The 15522-nt window shown below is 66.7% G+C and carries 19 protein-coding genes; 12 read left to right on the forward strand and 7 right to left on the reverse strand.

Going from position 1 to position 15522, the window contains the following annotated elements; translation table 11 throughout:
* Positions 1–183: 183 nt before the first annotated feature.
* Complete coding sequence (locus tag DVB37_RS28855) at positions 184–309, reverse strand: hypothetical protein (protein WP_256373724.1); 126 nt, start codon at positions 307–309, stop codon at positions 184–186.
* On the opposite strand from DVB37_RS28855, the gene DVB37_RS22375 reads away from it, so the two are divergent.
* A complete protein-coding gene (locus DVB37_RS22375) occupies positions 308–1078 on the forward strand; it encodes a sulfite exporter TauE/SafE family protein (RefSeq protein WP_120156804.1) in 771 nt (256 codons plus the stop codon). The genes DVB37_RS28855 and DVB37_RS22375 overlap by 2 nt on opposite strands.
* A gap of 49 nt (positions 1079–1127) precedes the next feature.
* Here the strand turns inward: DVB37_RS22375 and DVB37_RS22380 are convergent, their stop codons facing one another.
* Positions 1128–1949 (reverse strand): SDR family oxidoreductase, encoded by an 822-nt coding sequence (locus tag DVB37_RS22380; RefSeq protein WP_046806756.1) that lies wholly within the window; start codon positions 1947–1949, stop codon positions 1128–1130.
* A gap of 394 nt (positions 1950–2343) precedes the next feature.
* Here DVB37_RS22380 and DVB37_RS22385 point away from each other — a divergent pair, with 394 nt between their 5' ends.
* Complete coding sequence (locus DVB37_RS22385; protein WP_006221349.1) at positions 2344–2676, forward strand: hypothetical protein; 333 nt, start codon at positions 2344–2346, stop codon at positions 2674–2676.
* A gap of 306 nt (positions 2677–2982) precedes the next feature.
* Here the strand turns inward: DVB37_RS22385 and DVB37_RS22390 are convergent, their stop codons facing one another.
* The gene (locus DVB37_RS22390; protein WP_240434176.1) at positions 2983–3552 is read right to left on the reverse strand and encodes a GNAT family N-acetyltransferase; all 570 of its coding nucleotides are present in this window, start codon (positions 3550–3552) and stop codon (positions 2983–2985) included.
* Between the two features lie 16 nt (positions 3553–3568).
* Positions 3569–4138 carry a helix-turn-helix domain-containing protein gene (locus tag DVB37_RS22395; protein WP_120156806.1) on the reverse strand — a complete coding sequence of 190 codons (570 nt, stop codon included), beginning with the start codon at positions 4136–4138 and terminating at the stop codon, positions 3569–3571.
* Positions 4139–4211: 73 nt separating this feature from the next.
* On the opposite strand from DVB37_RS22395, the gene DVB37_RS22400 reads away from it, so the two are divergent.
* The 8 genes from DVB37_RS22400 (at position 4212) to DVB37_RS22435 (ending at position 11433) form a co-directional block, all read left to right on the forward strand.
* On the forward strand, positions 4212–5756 hold the full coding sequence (locus DVB37_RS22400) for a phospholipase D family protein (protein ID WP_240433960.1): 1545 nt from the start codon (positions 4212–4214) through the stop codon (positions 5754–5756).
* Between the two features lie 300 nt (positions 5757–6056).
* Positions 6057–6767 carry a 2OG-Fe(II) oxygenase gene (locus DVB37_RS22405; RefSeq protein WP_120156808.1) on the forward strand — a complete coding sequence of 237 codons (711 nt, stop codon included), beginning with the start codon at positions 6057–6059 and terminating at the stop codon, positions 6765–6767.
* A 145-nt stretch (positions 6768–6912) separates the two neighbouring features.
* Positions 6913–7566 carry a DNA oxidative demethylase AlkB gene (alkB, locus tag DVB37_RS22410; protein ID WP_120156809.1) on the forward strand — a complete coding sequence of 218 codons (654 nt, stop codon included), beginning with the start codon at positions 6913–6915 and terminating at the stop codon, positions 7564–7566.
* 166 nt (positions 7567–7732) lie between these two features.
* A complete protein-coding gene (locus DVB37_RS22415) occupies positions 7733–8800 on the forward strand; it encodes a formylglycine-generating enzyme family protein (RefSeq protein WP_240433961.1) in 1068 nt (355 codons plus the stop codon).
* 62 nt (positions 8801–8862) lie between these two features.
* Entirely contained in the window at positions 8863–9249 is a 387-nt protein-coding gene (locus tag DVB37_RS22420) for a VOC family protein (RefSeq protein ID WP_046806761.1), read from the forward strand.
* Positions 9250–9303: 54 nt separating this feature from the next.
* Positions 9304–10113 (forward strand): AraC family transcriptional regulator, encoded by an 810-nt coding sequence (locus DVB37_RS22425; RefSeq protein ID WP_104142263.1) that lies wholly within the window; start codon positions 9304–9306, stop codon positions 10111–10113.
* A gap of 146 nt (positions 10114–10259) precedes the next feature.
* The gene (locus tag DVB37_RS22430) at positions 10260–10643 is read left to right on the forward strand and encodes a cupin domain-containing protein (protein WP_104142261.1); all 384 of its coding nucleotides are present in this window, start codon (positions 10260–10262) and stop codon (positions 10641–10643) included.
* Between the two features lie 43 nt (positions 10644–10686).
* Positions 10687–11433 (forward strand): SDR family oxidoreductase, encoded by a 747-nt coding sequence (locus DVB37_RS22435; protein WP_046806762.1) that lies wholly within the window; start codon positions 10687–10689, stop codon positions 11431–11433.
* 21 nt (positions 11434–11454) lie between these two features.
* Here DVB37_RS22435 and DVB37_RS22440 read toward each other — a convergent pair whose 3' ends face one another.
* Positions 11455–11991 carry an MgtC/SapB family protein gene (locus DVB37_RS22440; protein ID WP_104142260.1) on the reverse strand — a complete coding sequence of 179 codons (537 nt, stop codon included), beginning with the start codon at positions 11989–11991 and terminating at the stop codon, positions 11455–11457.
* A gap of 151 nt (positions 11992–12142) precedes the next feature.
* Here DVB37_RS22440 and DVB37_RS22445 point away from each other — a divergent pair, with 151 nt between their 5' ends.
* Complete coding sequence (locus DVB37_RS22445; RefSeq protein WP_120156810.1) at positions 12143–12925, forward strand: SDR family oxidoreductase; 783 nt, start codon at positions 12143–12145, stop codon at positions 12923–12925.
* Positions 12926–12955: 30 nt separating this feature from the next.
* Here the strand turns inward: DVB37_RS22445 and DVB37_RS22450 are convergent, their stop codons facing one another.
* Complete coding sequence (locus DVB37_RS22450; protein WP_104142258.1) at positions 12956–13648, reverse strand: HAD family phosphatase; 693 nt, start codon at positions 13646–13648, stop codon at positions 12956–12958.
* 132 nt (positions 13649–13780) lie between these two features.
* Here DVB37_RS22450 and DVB37_RS22455 point away from each other — a divergent pair, with 132 nt between their 5' ends.
* Positions 13781–14524 (forward strand): 2OG-Fe(II) oxygenase, encoded by a 744-nt coding sequence (locus DVB37_RS22455; RefSeq protein WP_120156811.1) that lies wholly within the window; start codon positions 13781–13783, stop codon positions 14522–14524.
* On the opposite strand, the gene DVB37_RS22460 is transcribed toward DVB37_RS22455, so the two are convergent.
* Positions 14521–15489, reverse strand: coding sequence for a tripartite tricarboxylate transporter substrate binding protein (locus DVB37_RS22460; protein WP_240433962.1), 969 nt, complete (start codon positions 15487–15489; stop codon positions 14521–14523). The two genes, DVB37_RS22455 and DVB37_RS22460, sit on opposite strands and share 4 nt — an antisense overlap.
* Positions 15490–15522 lie beyond the last annotated feature (33 nt).

The raw sequence follows: 15522 nt of genomic DNA on the forward strand, positions 1-15522 counted from the left end.
TATGCAATTTCCCGATCGCGTGGCGGTACGTGGCGGCGCAAAATCGAAGCCTGCTTACCTGCGCCACTTACGCTGCCTTCGACTCCAATGCCGACCGTTACACCATGACTTCCCGCCTTATCAATCGCCTCGTTCCAGCGTCCCCGCCCGCGCGTCTTTTTTCGGCTGATCGGAGGCTGGGCATCAGGGCCAGCCATGGCCATGGCCATGGCCATAGCCATAGCCACAGTCATAGCCACAGTCATAGCCATAGCCATAGCCACAGGCATAGGACCAGCCATAGCCTGGACGCCAACGGAGTAACGCCATGACCCCCGCCGATCTGGTGCCCGGCGGCACCCCGGCGATGCTGACCGCCGTCATCGCGGTGTTCGTCCTGGCCGGCGTGGTGAAGGGCGTCGTGGGCTTGGGCCTGCCCACCATTTCGATGGCGATGCTGGCATTGGTGATGGCGCCCGCGCAGGCGGCCGCCTTGCTGATCGTGCCGTCGCTGGTCACCAATCTCTGGCAAGCGCGCCCCTGGCCCACACTGCCGCACAGCTTGCGCCGCATCGGCGCCATGCAGGTCGGCATCTGCGTGGGTACAGTGGCCGGCTCGCTGTGGCTGGGCGCGCCCACCGGGCAGTGGGCCGGCGTCGCCCTGGGACTGGCGCTGATCGCCTATGCCGCGTGGGGCCTGTTCGGCACGCCGCCCAGCGTGCCACGCCGCCACGAGCACGCGCTGGGCGCGTTGGTGGGCGCGGTGACCGGCGTCATCACGGCGGCTACCGGCGTGTTCGTCATCCCGGCCGTGCCGTTCCTGCAAGCGTTGAACCTGGGCAAGGACGGGCTGATCCAGGCCATGGGCATCTCTTTCACGGTGTCCACCGTGGCGTTGGCGCTTGGCCTGTGGATCAACGGCGGCTACAGCCCGAACGCGGCCGGGTCGTCGGTAATGATGCTGTTGCCCGCGCTGGCGGGCATGGCGCTGGGGCAGTGGCTGCGCAACAAGCTGTCGGCGCGGATGTTCAAGCTGTGCTTCATGATCAGCCTTGCCGTGCTGGGCGCCTGGCAGGTTGCGCGCGGCTGGGGCGGATGACGGGTACGCGAACGGGCGGGCAATCAAATCCGCCTTGCCGCCGCAGCGCTCATGCGGCCAGACGCCGTTCGTCGACAAAGCCGATGGACACCGACATCTCGCGCCATCGCGCCAATTCCTGCTGCACCGACTGGATCTTGCCGCGCGCCTGATCGAAGGCGTCGCGGCCCAGGAACAGGTGCAGCGGCGCGTATTGCGCGTGCGCCGCCTGGATCAGCGCCTGCGCGGCCTTGGCCACGTCGCCACCCTCTTGCGCGTGCGCCCCACGCGCGGCACGTTCCGGCGAACCGCCGCCGTCTTGCGGCGAGCCCGCCCGCATCGCGCCCGGGTACACCAGCGACACGCGCACGCCCCACGCGGCAGCCTCGGCGGCCAGCGCCTCGGTCAGGCCACATACCGCGAACTTCGCCGCGCTGTATGCGCCCCATTCGGCATGGCCACCATCAAAGCCCAGAATCGACGACACGTTGATAATGTGGCCGCCTGCCTGCGCCCGCATGCGCGGCAGCACGGCGCGTATCACGTTCAGCGTGCCGAAGACGTTGATGTCGAAGGCGGCCCGCACCTGCGCATCGGACAGCTCGGCCAACGACCCCGGGCAGGCCGCCCGCGCATTGTTCACCACCACATCAACGCGGCCAAACGCGGCCACCGTCGCGTCCACCGCGCGGCGCACATTGCGATCGTTGGCCAGATCCACGGTCAACGGCAGGAACTGGCCCTCAAGCTTGGCCCCGACCGCATCCAACAACGCATCGCCATCGCGCGACGTTGCCGCCACCTTGTGACCTTGGCCCAGCAGCATCTTCACCAACACCAGGCCCAAGCCCGTGGATGCGCCCGTCACCAGCCAGATTTTTTCGGAGTTCATGCGATTTTCTTCCCTTGCTTGCGTGCTTGCTTGCGTGCTTGCGGCCCCCGGCAAGATGCCTGGCGGCCGGCTCCGAGCGCCGCGCTTTCCGTGAAAAGCACCGCCCCTGAGCCTGAAGAGAATGTTAGAAATCGAGCGCCCGTGCGTACAGGCTCGTTCTTGCGTGAAACCTGCCTATTTCTACGTTGATGACCTGTCCGGCCGCATCGGGCGGCCTGCGCCCTGTGACATCGCCTTCCGCTCGCCGCGCCCGGCTCGCTGCGCTTGCAGCAGCCCCAGGAAGGCCCGGTCTGGGCATCCCGACGCGGAATGTCGGATAATTCGGGTGTTTCCCGCCGCTGCATGCGGCGGATTTTTGTGGGCGCGCGTCGCCCGCCAGCATTCGGAGTCAACTATGCATCGCGGTATTCAGGCGATTGAACAATTCATGGAATCCATCGGCCTGACCTGGCGCCCCGGCTCGACAGAAAGCGCCGAGCTGCGCGTCAGCTACCGCATTGGCAACACGCGTCCGCTGGGCATCGACCGCACGCTGGTTGAATTCCACTGCGACGCCAAGCGCCCCAAAGTCTGGGTGCCCGAGTTCTCGCGCACCAGCTTTCACCAATGGTTTGAAGTGCCGTTTCAGGAATTCGAGTTCACCCCCGGTGGCTCGATGCTGAAGATCAAAGCCCCCGCCCGCGGCAACGCGCCCCCGTACAGCGTGGGTATCAAGCCGCTGGCTTGATGGCATAACGTCCCTGCCTGCGGTAAGCGGCCAGGCTAGCGGGCCAGATTTGACTCGACCGGGTCAAATCTGGCCCGTTTTTATTGTGGACCTTCTTGCGTTTCTAACGCGATTGGGCTGACAGGTACCGCAGCGACCTTGCCAGCCCAAAAGGGAAGCGGTGGGCGCCATTGTGAGCGCCCGCAAAAATCCTCTGGTCGGTCTTGATAGGGATCCCGGAAAGCCTCGCCGAATTCATCGAATACAACGTGCCCTACACCTCGTTCCCCAAAGAGATCGACGAACTCTGCGGCTTTGCCGAGCCCGTCAAACCCGCTTGTACATGATCGTTGTCGCGTCCAGCTTGCCCGGATCGTGCGGGTCGCGGCTGAAGCCGGGGATCTGGCCTACCGTGGCGTAGCCTAGCGATGTGTATAGCGGTTCGGCGTTGTCGCCGCTGCGGGTGTCCAGGGTAAGCAGGGTGCGGCCCAGGTGGATGGCGTGGGCTTCCGCGGCTCGCATCAGGTCGCGGGCGATGCCGCGGCGGCGGAAGTCGGGGTGGACCAGCAGTTTGCGGATCTCGGCGCGGTGCGGTTGGTTGGGCGGGGTGTCGGTATCCAGTTGCACCGATCCGGCGATGCGGCCGTTCTGGCGGGCGACCCACAGCGACAGACGGCCGCCTTCTACCGCCGGCAGCACCTTGTTGCGCCAGAATGCTTGGGCGTCGTCGGTGGAATACGGCAGGACGAAGCTGACGCTGGCGCCGCCGTGCACGCAGGCATGCAGCACGTCGCCCAGCTCGTTCAGGCAGGCGCGGGCGGCGTCAGCCGTCAACAGGGTTACGTCGGTATTGGCGCGGTCTAGTGTCATGGGTGGCATGGGTGTCATGGGTGGCATGGACTTCATGGTGGGCTCAGACGATGAACAACAGGTAGCGGGCACCGCGTTGCGGCGGGGTCACGAACAGGCTGGCGCCGAACAGTTGGTAGCGCAGGCAGTCGCCCGGCGCCAACGTGTACGTTTGCCCGTCGACGGTGATGGCCAGTTCGCCCTCCAGCATCAACAGGTGGTGCTCCAGACCTGGCCGGGGCGATTGGTCGTAGGCGATGCGGGCGCCGGGCGCCAGTTCGCAGGCCAGCACTTCGCCGGCCAGTTGCTGCGCGGGCGGGGACACCGAGCGCCGGCGAAATCCCGCGCTGTCGTCCACCCACACCGCCTGGGCGCTTTCTGGGACGAGCGGCGCGAAGTCGTCTTCCACCATCATCATCAGGCGCGACATGGTCATGCCGTGCGCGGCGCACAGCTTGCCCAGCACAGACGCCGTGGGGCTGACCTCGGCGTTTTCCAGGCGTGAGAGCGTGGCGCGGCTGACGCCCGCCAGGCCGGCAAGCTCGTCCAGCGACCAGCCGCGTTCCTGCCTCAGTGCGCGCAGCCGGTGGGCGATGCGGCGGTCCAAATCAAGATCGTTGCTTGCATTTTCCATATCCGGGAATTTATCCCAGATACGGAAACACCACAAGGCGCCGAGCGCGTGAGGAAATTCGGCACAATACGGCATGCTTTTGGCCCGAACCCTACTCATGCCCCTCCTTTGCCTATCGTTTCTGGGTGGTTGCAGCCTGCCCCCGCTGGACAAGCGTCACGAATCACAGGCGCTGACGCCCGAGGACGCAGCGGCCACCGCGCTGGGCCGTGGCATCACGCCGCTGGCCGCCGCGCACCCCGGCAAGTCGGGCATCCACCCCTTGGGCGATGCGCATGACGCTTTCGCCGCCCGGATGATGCTGGCCCGCGCCGCCGAGCGCAGCCTGGATGTGCAGTACTACATCTGGCACAACGACATGACGGGCACCATGCTGCTGGAAGCGCTGCACGCCGCGGCAGACCGGGGCGTACGCGTGCGCCTGCTGCTGGACGACAACGGCACGGCCGGGCTGGACAAAGTGTTGGCCGCGCTGGACGCCCACCCAATGATCGAGGTGCGGCTGTACAACCCGTTTGTGTTGCGCTGGCCCAAGCCATTGGGCTACGTCACGGATTTCAGCCGCCTGAACCGGCGCATGCACAACAAGTCGTTCACCGCCGACAACCAGGCCACCATCATCGGCGGCCGCAACATCGGCGACGAGTACTTTGGGGCCACCAGCGGCGTGCTGTTCACCGACCTGGACGTGTTGGCAATCGGCGCGGCGGTGAACGACGTGTCCAAGGATTTTGACCGCTACTGGAGCAGCGATTCGGCTTACCCGGTCGACCGGATACTGAAACCGGCCGGCCCCGGCGAGCTGGACGCGCTGGAAGAGCAGGCCAGCAAAGTCGAGGGCTCGCCCGAGGCCGCGGCGTACGCGCGTGCCATGAAGCGGCTGCCTTTCATCCGGCAGTTGCTGGCCGGCGATCTGACGCTGGAATGGGCCGATACCCGGATGGTCAGCGACGACCCGCGCAAGACACTGGGCACCGCGCCACCCGAAGCCATGCTGCCGCATCAGTTGCACGACATCATCGGCGCGCCCACGCAGGATCTGTACTTGGTGTCGCCCTACTTCGTGCCCACCGCCCGTGGCACCGAGGCATTCGGAAAGCTGGCGCAAAGCGGGGTCAAGGTGCAGGTGCTGACCAACGCGCTGGAAGCGACCGACGTGGCGGTGGTGCATTCCGGTTATGCCCGGCGCCGCAAGGACTTGCTGGCCAGTGGCGTGGAACTGTTCGAGATGAAGCGGCAGGCGCGCGGCGCGGATCGCAACAAAAGCATGGGGCCCTTTGGCAGCTCGGGCTCCAGCTTGCATGCCAAGACCTTTGCCGTGGATGGCCGGCGCGTGTTCGTCGGATCGTTCAACTTTGATCCGCGATCCGCCACCCTGAATACCGAGCTGGGCTTTGTCATCGACAGCCCCACGCTCGCGGCCGGCATCGCCAACGCCTTCCAGCAAGAGTTGCCCAAGCTGGCCTACCGCGTATGCCTGAACGAGCAGGGCGACGTGATCTGGGAGGAGCAACGCGATGGCAAGAGGGTGCGCCACGATACCGAGCCCGGCACGTCGGCGTGGAAGCGGTTCTCGGTATGGTTCGTTTCCCTGCTGCCATTGGAATCGCTGCTGTGACGGGTGACTTGCGGCGGCGATTCGTGGCTGTGGCCCCGCGCCCTGGCACGCTGGCCTGGCACGCTGCCTTTGCACGCTGCCTTTGCACGCTGCCTTTGCACGCTGCCTTTGCCCACTGCCTTTGCCCCCGCCCCCGGCCCACTCCCGTGGCACGCGGCTGTGGCAGGTCTTGAGACGCGCTGCTATAACGTTCGTAATGTCCCATTTGCCGGGCTTATCGCCATCGCAACAAGCGGAGTTCGCCGCCACCCCTGCCGGACGTAGATTCACGGTTTTGTTTCACCGCACTTGCCGATCGCCATGGATGCCCCGCCCTGCCCCGCTTTTCCCGACCTGGACTGGACCGCCATCACGCACTCGTTGGACGCGCACGGCAATGCCATCGTGCCCGGCCTGTTGACGCCCGCGCAATGCGACGACTTCGCAAATCGGTACGACGAACCCGACCGCTACCGCAGCCGCATCGTGATGGCGCGGCATGGCTTCGGGCGGGGCGAATACAAGTATTTTTCCTACCCTTTGCCGCCCTTGCTGCACGAGCTGCGTACCGCGCTGTATCCGCGCCTGGCTCCCATTGCCAACCGCTGGAACCGGCAGTTGGGCATTGCGGTGCAATACCCTGACAACCACGCCGCCTTCCTGCAACGTTGCCACGACGCCGGCCAGCGCCGCCCCACGCCCTTGATCCTGCAATACGGCCCGGGCGACTACAACTGCCTGCATCAGGACTTGTATGGCGAACACGTGTTCCCGCTGCAAGTGGCCATCCTGTTGTCGCGCCCCGGCCACGATTTCACGGGCGGAGAATTCGTCATGCAGGAGACCAGCAGCCGCGAGCAACGCATCGACGTGCTGCCCTTGCAACAGGGCGACGCGCTGATCTTCACCGTGAACCTGCGTCCCGTGCCGGGCGTGCGCGGCTGGCGCAAGACGGCAATGCGGCACGGCGTCAGCGCGCTGCACACGGGCCGACGCCACACGCTGGGGCTGATCTTTCATGACGCACAATAGGCCGCCGCACGATAGGCCGCCGCACCATGGGTCGCCGCACAACAGGCCGCCGCACCATTGGCCACCGCACAATAGGCCACCGCACAATAGGCCGCAACACAATAGGCCCACCGCGAATTAGGCCCGCCACACGATAGGCCCCGCCATGACCCTGAACCTGTTCGACGACGAAGACACCGCGCAGCACGGCCGGGACCAGATCGGCCCTCAGTCTTATGCGCTTCGCGGCTTTGCGCTGGCGCACGCCGACGCGCTGCTGCAAGGCGTGGACACCGTGACCGCGCAGTCGCCCTTTCGCCACATGCGCACGCCGGGCGGCTACACCATGTCGGTAGCGCTGACCAATTGCGGCGAATGGGGGTGGACGACGGACGCGCACGGGTACCGCTATACGCGCATTGATCCCCTGTCCGGCCAACCCTGGCCGGCGCTGCCCGCCGCGTTTTTGCAACTGGCGCAAGCCGCCGCGCTGGAAGCCGGCTTTCCCGGCTTTACGCCCGACGCCTGCCTGGTAAACCGCTACGAACCGGGGTCTCGCTTGTCCTTGCATCAGGACAAGAATGAACGAGATTTCGACGCGCCGATCGTGTCGGTGTCGCTGGGCATGCCCGCGCTGTTCCTCTTCGGCGGCGACGACCGCGCCGACAAGGCGGCGCGCGTGCCCTTGTTTCATGGCGACGTGGTGGTCTGGGGCGGCGTGGACCGCCTGCGCTATCACGGCGTGATGCCGATGAAGGAAGCCCCGCACCCCCGGCTGGGCAGCCGACGCATCAACTTCACGCTGCGCAAGGCGGGCTGACAGCGCTAGCCGACAGCCGGGGGCCGACACTAGGGTTGACCGCGTCTGGCCGTGCCCGAACGGCCGCCCTACACTTTCGCACCCCTGCCCGCGCCCCCGTCGGGCGCACTTCGCCCCCGCCCTATTGCGCCCCTTGCGCCTTCTTGCGCCTATGCCGCCGACAATCATGCGTACCCGCCTTCGCCCGCTACTTGCCCGCCTGCTGTCACCCCGCCTGCTGTCACCCCGCCTGTTGTCACCCCGCCTGCCCGTTGCCGTCCTGTGCCTGGCCGGCGCGGCGCTGTCCTTGCCCGCAGCGGCGGCCGAGCCGCCCGCGCTGCTCGTCAATTCGCTGGACATGACATTCGTGGCCATACCCGCCGGCACGTTCCAGATGGGCAGCGACGAATCGGCCGAGACGCTCGCCCGTGACTACCCCCAATATCCCAAGGACCGTTTCACCCAGCTGTTCGATGAAGCGCCCGTGCACACGGTGCGCATCACCCGGCCCTTCTACCTGGAACGCACCGAGGTCACGGTCGGGCAGTTCAAACGTTTTATCGAGGCATCCGGCTACGTGCCCGAGTCCGAGGCGGACGGCACGGGAGGCTACGGCTACAACGCCGCGTATGATCCCGACAAATCCGAACGCGGCGACGCCTTTGAAGGCCGCGACCGCCGCTATTCCTGGCGCAACCCCGGCTTTGCGCAGACCGACGACCACCCGGTGGTGAACATCAGCTGGAACGACGCCACCGCCCTGGCGCGCTGGCTTACCCAGCAAGAAGGCCACGTCTACCGCCTGCCCACCGAAGCGGAATGGGAATACGCCTGCCGCGCCGGCACCCGCACGCGCTATCAGAATGGCGACGACCCGGCCGGCATGGCGGACGTGGGCAACGGCTTTGACGCCGACACCGCGCCCCTGTGGCCAAAATGGCACGCCTTTGCCAACCCACGCCACGACGGCAACACCTTTACCGCGCCGGTGGCCAGCTATGCGCCCAACGCCTTCGGCTTGTATGACATGCACGGCAACGCCTGGGAATGGGTGTCGGACTGGTATGGCGAAGACTATTACGCGCAGTCGCCCACCGACGACCCCACCGGCCCGGCCAGCGGCAACGTACGCGTGCGCCGGGGCGGGTCCTGGCATACCTGGGCGCTGTACACGCGTTCGTCGTATCGCAACTGGAATACGCAGGAAACGCGCTACCCCCTGGTCGGCCTGCGGCTCGTGCGCGAGGCCGATTAAACAAAAAAGGGGCCTGGGCGGGTTAGCATAGCCGCACGCTTAACCTCAAAGAGAGTCCTGACATGCATTCGCTGGGCCGTCTCGTCCTTCTCGTGAACGACTACGACACCGCCATTTCCTTCTATCAAGACAAGCTGGGCATGGAGGTATTCGCAGATATGCCCGTGGGCCAGCAGCGCTACGTGCACCTGCGCCTGCCCGCCCAACCGGCGGTGGGTGTCTGGCTGCTGCAAGCGCTGACGCAGGCGCAACGCGACCGCGTCGGCGACCAGACCGGCGGCCAGCCGGTGGGCGTGTTCTACACCGACGACGTCATGCGCGACCACGGCAGCTTTGTCGCGCGCGGCGTGCGCTTCACCAAAGAACCCGTCCATGACGACAGCACCGTCTACGCCCACTTCATCGACCTGTACGGCAACGAGTTCGTACTGGTGCAGGTGAAGGCGTAACCCCCCTGACCTAGCCATTACGCTAGCCCAGCCTTAACCCCAAGGCAGGCCGCCATGACCCGCGCCACACCGACTCAGGACTGGATCCTTCGCGCCGCCGACACCGGCCACGTGGAGCGCATCGAAGCCTACTTCGGGGGTCATGGTTACGACATGCACCGCCACGACACCTACGCCATCGGCCGTACGCTGGCGGGCGTGCAGAGCTTTCACTACCGCCGCGCCGTTCGGCACAGCCTGCCCGGCGGCACCATCGTGCTGCACCCCGACGAAGCGCATGACGGCCAAGCGGGCACCGAGGCCGGCTTTCATTACCGCATGCTTTATGTCGAGCCCGCGCTGATCCAGCAGATTCTGGGCGGGCGGCCCTTGCCGTTCATCCCTGGCGGCATCTCGGCCGACGCCCGGCTGTACGCCGCCAGCGGCGCGCTGCTGCAAGACACGCACGCGGCGCTTGACCCCTTGCAGGAAGACGACGCGCTATACGACCTGGCGCATGCACTGTGCGCCGCCGCGGGCAGGCCGCGCGGCCGCCGCTGCGCCGACTACGTCGCCACCGAGCGCGCGCGCCAGTACATCCACGCGTCGCTGGACACCACGATCACGCTGGACGCGCTAGCCCAGGCCGCGGGCAAAGACCGCTGGAGCCTGTCGCGCGATTTTCGGGCCCTGTTCGGCACCAGCCCCTACCGCTACGTCATGCTGCGCCGGCTGGACTTGGCGCGCCGCCTGATCGCGGCCGGTGCGTCGTTGGCCGACGCCTCGGCCGGCGCCGGCTTTACCGACCAAAGCCACCTGACACGCCGCCATGCGCAGACCTACGGCATGACGCCCGACCGTTGGCGCCGCATGCTGCACCGCTAGTGCGCGCGGCGGCCAAAGAAAATTACAACAGCCGGCAACGGCCCCGGAACCCTCCCACCCACCTGCAAAACCTGCAAGAACGTACAAGACGCCAAGCCGGCCCAAGCCCTAAGCTTGCGAGGTCATCATTCATCCTGGCTTTCAAAATGCCCCCCATTCCCGCCATCAACATTGCCGGCAAGCTGGCCCTGTTCAACGAACACTGGCGCCCCAAGGTCATCGCGCAGATGAACGACTACCAGTTCAAGGTGGTCAAGGTGCAAGGCGAATTCGTCTGGCACAGCCATGCCGACACCGACGAAACCTTCATCGTGATCAGCGGCCGCCTGCGCATCGACCTGCGTGATGGGCAGACCGACCTGGGCCACATCGACCTGGGTCCGGGCGACATGACCGTCATCCCCAAAGGCGTGGAGCACAAACCCTGCGCCACCGAAGAGGCCCACCTGATGCTGGTGGAACCCTGTGGCGTACCCAATACCGGCGACCACGGCGGCGAGCGCAGCGCGCCCAACGACGTCTGGATTTGACGCCCCCGGTTCTGCTACCGTGAATCGCATCCAGGAGAACACCATGCCGAAAGTCATACTCGTTACCGGCGGCAGCCGGGGTATCGGCGCCGCCGTCGCCAAGCTGGCCGCGCGCCGGGGCTACGCGGTAGGCATCAATTACCGCACCCATTCCGACGCCGCCGACGCCGTGGTGGCCGACATCCAGCAAGATGGCGGCACCGCGCTGGCCATCCAGGCCGACGTGTCGCAAGAGGATGACGTGCTGCACATGTTCCGCACGCTGGACGAGCGCCTGGGCCGCATCGATGCGCTGGTCAACAACGCGGGCATTCTGGAAACGCAGATGCGGCTGGACGAAATGGAAGCCGACCGCCTGCTGCGCGTGCTGTCCACGAACGTCATCGGCGCTTTTCTGTGCGCGCGCGAAGCCGTGCGCAGGATGTCGACGCGGCACGGCGGCCAGGGCGGCGCCATCGTCAACGTGTCCTCGGCCGCCGCGCGCCTGGGCTCGCCCAACGAATACGTGGACTATGCGGCATCCAAGGGCGCGCTGGACACGATGACCATCGGCCTGTCCAAGGAAGTGGCGCCCGAAGGCATCCGCGTCAATGGCGTGCGCCCGGGCACCATCTACACCGACATGCACGCCAGCGGCGGCGAACCCGGCCGCGTCGACCGCCTGAAAAGCGTCATCCCGTTACGGCGCGGCGGCTCGGTCGAGGAAGTAGCCGGCGCCGTCATGTGGCTGTGTTCCGAAGAAGCCGGCTACACCAGCGGCTCGTTCATCGACGTGTCCGGCGGCAGCTGAACGCCGTTGTTCAACCGTTGTTCAAACGTTACGCGCCGGCTTGTCGTCGGTGGCGATCACGCTATTTTTGTCCTTGCGTTCCCAGATGCGGGCCTCGACGCGGCGCAGCACGGCCAGGACGAACAGCGCCAGCAAGGTGCTGACCAGCGCCGTGGCCTCGCGTCCCATCCCCGCCGCCACGCCGATCGCCGCCGTCATCCAGATGCTGGCCGAGGTGGTCAGCCCATGGATTTCTCGTTCATCGCTGAGCTTGATGATGGCGCCCGCCCCCAAAAAGCCAATGCCGGCGATCACCCCTTGCAGCACCCGGCTGATGTCGCCCACTTCCATGCCGCCTTGCAGGGGCACCAGCACGAAGATTGCCGCGCCCAGCGCCACCAGCATGTGCGTGCGCAGGCCCGCGGCCTTTCCGCTGCGCTCACGTTCATAGCCCAGCAGCCCGCCCAGGAACACCGCCATCCCCAAGCGCAGCACAATGCGCGTGGCTTCGCCGACGTCGGGGATATCCGCGAACTCGCTGCGTACCGTGGACCAGATTTCCAGCCAGACTTGCGCCATCTTTCGCTTCCTGCAAGACAAGGGTGAAGCAGCATAGCAGGCGCGCCGGTGCCCGCGCCATGCTGCGTTTTCTTACTGGTTTGGCCCACGCAACTGGTTTACAACCATGGCTTGCGCCGCGTGTGCGGGCGCGAATTCACAGGAGGCAGACATGGACTTGCAGCTGGCCGGAAAACGCGTGCTGATCACGGGCGCGTCAAAGGGTATCGGCCTGGCGTGCGCCGTGGCGTTCGCGCGCGAAGGCGCGGACCCCATCCTGGTGGCACGCGACGATGCGGCGCTGCATGCGGCCACCGCGTCCATCCGCGAGCAGACCGGGCGCGCGGCCCAGGCCGTGACGCTGGACCTGGCACAGCCCGGCGCGGCGCAACGGCTGGCGCAAGACACCGGCCCCATCGACATCCTGGTGAACAACGCGGGCGCGGTGCCCGGCGGCGCGCTGGACCAGGTGCAGGACGAACGCTGGCGCGCGGGCTGGGAATTGAAGGTGCATGGCTACATCAGCCTGGCGCGCTGCTATTACCCGCACATGCGCGAGGCGGGCGCGGGGGTCATCGCCAACATCATCGGCATGGCGGGCGCCGCGCCGCGTGCCGACTACATCTGCGGCGCGGCGGCCAATGCGTCGCTGATCGCCTTTACCCGCGCGCTGGGCGGTGACGCGCCGCGCCACGGGGTGCGAGTCTTTGGCGTGAACCCGTCGCGCACGCGGACCGACCGCGTGCTGACCCTGGCGCGGCAACGCGCGCAGGCCCGCTGGGGCGACGAAGCGCGGTGGCAGGAAACGCTATCGGACCTGCCGTTCAATCGGCTGATGGAGCCGGCCGAAGTGGCCGACATGATCGTGTTCGGCGCATCGCCGCGCGCGGGCTACCTGAGCGGCACCGTCATCGACCTGGACGGCGGCGAGCAGTACGCGAATTACGGGAAATAGCCGGCGCAGGCAGGACTGCGGCAAGGCCGGTCAGCGTGCCCCGGCCTGCCAGCCCGCCAGCAGCGCGGGCAACTGGTTCATGTCGGTGAACACGTGGGCCACGCCCACATTGCGCAAGGCCTCGGCGCCGCTGTGGCCGTTGGCGTCGGGGCTGTAGCCGAACACCGTGGCGCCCGCGGCCACGCCTGCCGTGGCGCCGGTGACCGTGTCTTCCACGATGGCGCAACGCTTGGGGTCCACGCCCAGCGCCTGCGCGGCGGCCAGATAGACGTCGGGAAACGGCTTGCTGCGCGGCATTTCGTGGCCACTGAAAACGCGTCCATCAAAGCAGTCCGCAATGCCGACCTTGACCAGTTGCAGTTCGACCTTGCGGCGGTCGGCACCGGACGCCACGGCGATGCGGCCGTCCAGCGTGCGGTGCAGGGCGCGCACGGCGTCGGGCGCGCCGGGAATTTCAAGCAGGTCGCGGTCCAGGGCGGCGTTGCGACGCTGGCGGAATTCGTCAAACCATTGCGGCCCCAGCTTGGCGCCGGTGCGCGCTTCGATCAACGGCAGCTCGTCCCGCACGGCCTTGCCGGTGAAGATGCGCATGGCTTCTTCGTGGGTGATGTCCCAGCCCAGCTCGTTCAACATCTGGGTCAGCACGTGGCTGGTGATGGGTTCGGAATCGACCAGCACGCCGTCACAGTCGAACAACACGGCGTCAAAGGGAAAATCAGTCATTGCGGGCGGGATGGGGGCGGTTCATGAAACGGGTAAGCATACTGCATGGCCGCAAAGCAAACTTCGGCAGCAAACGTCGATAGCAAACTTCGATAGCAAACTTCGGAGTGACGCCGGCCGGCGCGCGAGCCTATGCTGAGCCACGCACAAAACACCCGCCACGCCACGATGCCCGACCCGACACCGCCAGAACGCTTCACCGACACCCGACCTGATAGCCGGCAAGCCCTGCACCGCCCCCTGGACCACACGGACTGGGCACAGGTATTCCGGGACCTTGACGCGCAAGGCTGGGCGCTGTTGCCCGGCTTGTTCGCGCCGGACGCCGCGCGTCGGCTGGTCGGCGCCACAGTGCCCCCCGCGCTGGCTGCCATGCGGCCGGTTCTGTACCGGCATCTGCTGCCCATCGCGCGCGCGTGGTCAGCCGCCTTGCAGTTGCCCGCTGCCGACCCCAACGTCCAACCCGACGCCTACCCCGACGACTTCACGGCATGGACCCAGCGCAACCGCGACGCGGGCCAGACGCGGCCGCTGTCCGCCGTGCGCACGCTGACGCAGGGCGACTATCAAGCGTTGACGCATCACGACAACGGGAAAGCCGTGTTCGGGCTGCAACTGGTCGCGCTATTGTCCGAGCCCGACGTGGATTTCACGGGTGGGGAATTCGTGATGACCGAGCAGCGCCCGCGCATGCAGTCCCGCCCCATGGTGCTGCCCTTGAAGTTGGGCGACGCGGCGGTGATCGCGGTGTCGCACCGGCCGGTACAAGGCGCACAAGGGATCTACCGCGTGACCGCCCGGCACGCCATCAGCCGGGTGCGGTCGGGACAGCGCGTGGGCTTGGAACTGCTGCTGCACGACGCGAGCCAGGGCTAGTTGTCCGCCGTGATATTTCCGTCGGCCACCACCTTGGCGAACACCGCTGTCTGCGCCTTGATGAAGGCGCGGAATTCGTCCTGGCTCATCGGCTGCACCTCGCCGCCCAGGTCGCGGATGCTGGCCACGAATTTTTCGTCACGCAGGCTGCGGTCGATGGCGGCGGCCAACTTCTGCTGCACGGCTGGCGGGGTGCCGGCCGCCACGAACACGCCGAACCAGTTTTCCAGCGCATAGTCCTTCAGGGATGGCGTTTCAGCCACGGCCGGAATGTCGGGCGCGAACGAGGCCCGCTTGGCCGACGTGACGGCCAGCGGCTTGACCTTGCCGCTCTTGATGAAAGGCAAGGCGCCCGCCAGGCTGACAAACGTCAGGTCGACGCTGCCGGCCGCCACGTCCACCAACTGTGCCGACGCGCCCTTGTACGGCACGTGCACCATCTTGATTCCGGCCAGCGATTGCAGCAGCTCACCGTTCAGGTGCTGCGGATTGCCCACGCCGCTGGTGGCGTACGTCAGCTTGTCGGGATGCGCACGGCCATACGCGACCAGCTGCTCCACATTACTGACGGGCAGCTTGGGGTTGGCCACCAGCACATTGGGCACCCGCGCGATCAGCGCGATCGGCACCAGGTCCTTTTCCGGCTGATATTGCATCTTGCTCTTGAACACCAGCGGGTTGATGGCGGTTTCGCCCGCCGACCCCAGCAGCAAGGTGGTGCCGTCCGGGGCGGAACGCACCACCGTCTGCGCGCCCAGCATGCCGCTGGCGCCGGGCTTGTTTTCCACCACGACGCCCTGCGGCATTTCGCTGCGCAGGCGTTCGGCCAGCAAGCGGCCCATGCCGTCGACGCCGCCCCCTGCCGCAAACGGCACGATCAGGCTGATGGGCCGGCCGGTATCGGCCGCCACGGCCGAGGCGGCGGGCAGGACGGCGGCGCCCAGGCAGAAGGCCAGGGGCAGCAAGAGCGCCGGCCGCAAAGCCGTCCGTAAAGCTGC

The sequence above is a fragment of the Achromobacter sp. B7 genome (assembly GCF_003600685.1).
In the GTDB taxonomy this organism is placed as follows: domain Bacteria; phylum Pseudomonadota; class Gammaproteobacteria; order Burkholderiales; family Burkholderiaceae_B; genus Achromobacter; species Achromobacter spanius_B.

What these genes read in the sequence shown, in the direction of transcription:
- DVB37_RS22375 (WP_120156804.1), top strand. Translation starts at nt 308, where the DNA reads ATGACCCCCGCCGATCTGGTGCCCGGCGGCACCCCGGCGATGCTGACC.
- DVB37_RS28855 (WP_256373724.1), bottom strand. Translation starts at nt 309, where the DNA reads ATGGCGTTACTCCGTTGGCGTCCAGGCTATGGCTGGTCCTATGCCTGT.
- DVB37_RS22380 (WP_046806756.1), bottom strand. Translation starts at nt 1,949, where the DNA reads ATGAACTCCGAAAAAATCTGGCTGGTGACGGGCGCATCCACGGGCTTG.
- DVB37_RS22385 (WP_006221349.1), top strand. Translation starts at nt 2,344, where the DNA reads ATGCATCGCGGTATTCAGGCGATTGAACAATTCATGGAATCCATCGGC.
- DVB37_RS22390 (WP_240434176.1), bottom strand. Translation starts at nt 3,552, where the DNA reads ATGCCACCCATGACACCCATGCCACCCATGACACTAGACCGCGCCAAT.
- DVB37_RS22395 (WP_120156806.1), bottom strand. Translation starts at nt 4,138, where the DNA reads ATGGAAAATGCAAGCAACGATCTTGATTTGGACCGCCGCATCGCCCAC.
- DVB37_RS22400 (WP_240433960.1), top strand. Translation starts at nt 4,212, where the DNA reads ATGCTTTTGGCCCGAACCCTACTCATGCCCCTCCTTTGCCTATCGTTT.
- DVB37_RS22405 (WP_120156808.1), top strand. Translation starts at nt 6,057, where the DNA reads ATGGATGCCCCGCCCTGCCCCGCTTTTCCCGACCTGGACTGGACCGCC.
- alkB (WP_120156809.1), top strand. Translation starts at nt 6,913, where the DNA reads ATGACCCTGAACCTGTTCGACGACGAAGACACCGCGCAGCACGGCCGG.
- DVB37_RS22415 (WP_240433961.1), top strand. Translation starts at nt 7,733, where the DNA reads ATGCGTACCCGCCTTCGCCCGCTACTTGCCCGCCTGCTGTCACCCCGC.
- DVB37_RS22420 (WP_046806761.1), top strand. Translation starts at nt 8,863, where the DNA reads ATGCATTCGCTGGGCCGTCTCGTCCTTCTCGTGAACGACTACGACACC.
- DVB37_RS22425 (WP_104142263.1), top strand. Translation starts at nt 9,304, where the DNA reads ATGACCCGCGCCACACCGACTCAGGACTGGATCCTTCGCGCCGCCGAC.
- DVB37_RS22430 (WP_104142261.1), top strand. Translation starts at nt 10,260, where the DNA reads ATGCCCCCCATTCCCGCCATCAACATTGCCGGCAAGCTGGCCCTGTTC.
- DVB37_RS22435 (WP_046806762.1), top strand. Translation starts at nt 10,687, where the DNA reads ATGCCGAAAGTCATACTCGTTACCGGCGGCAGCCGGGGTATCGGCGCC.
- DVB37_RS22440 (WP_104142260.1), bottom strand. Translation starts at nt 11,991, where the DNA reads ATGGCGCAAGTCTGGCTGGAAATCTGGTCCACGGTACGCAGCGAGTTC.
- DVB37_RS22445 (WP_120156810.1), top strand. Translation starts at nt 12,143, where the DNA reads ATGGACTTGCAGCTGGCCGGAAAACGCGTGCTGATCACGGGCGCGTCA.
- DVB37_RS22450 (WP_104142258.1), bottom strand. Translation starts at nt 13,648, where the DNA reads ATGACTGATTTTCCCTTTGACGCCGTGTTGTTCGACTGTGACGGCGTG.
- DVB37_RS22455 (WP_120156811.1), top strand. Translation starts at nt 13,781, where the DNA reads ATGCTGAGCCACGCACAAAACACCCGCCACGCCACGATGCCCGACCCG.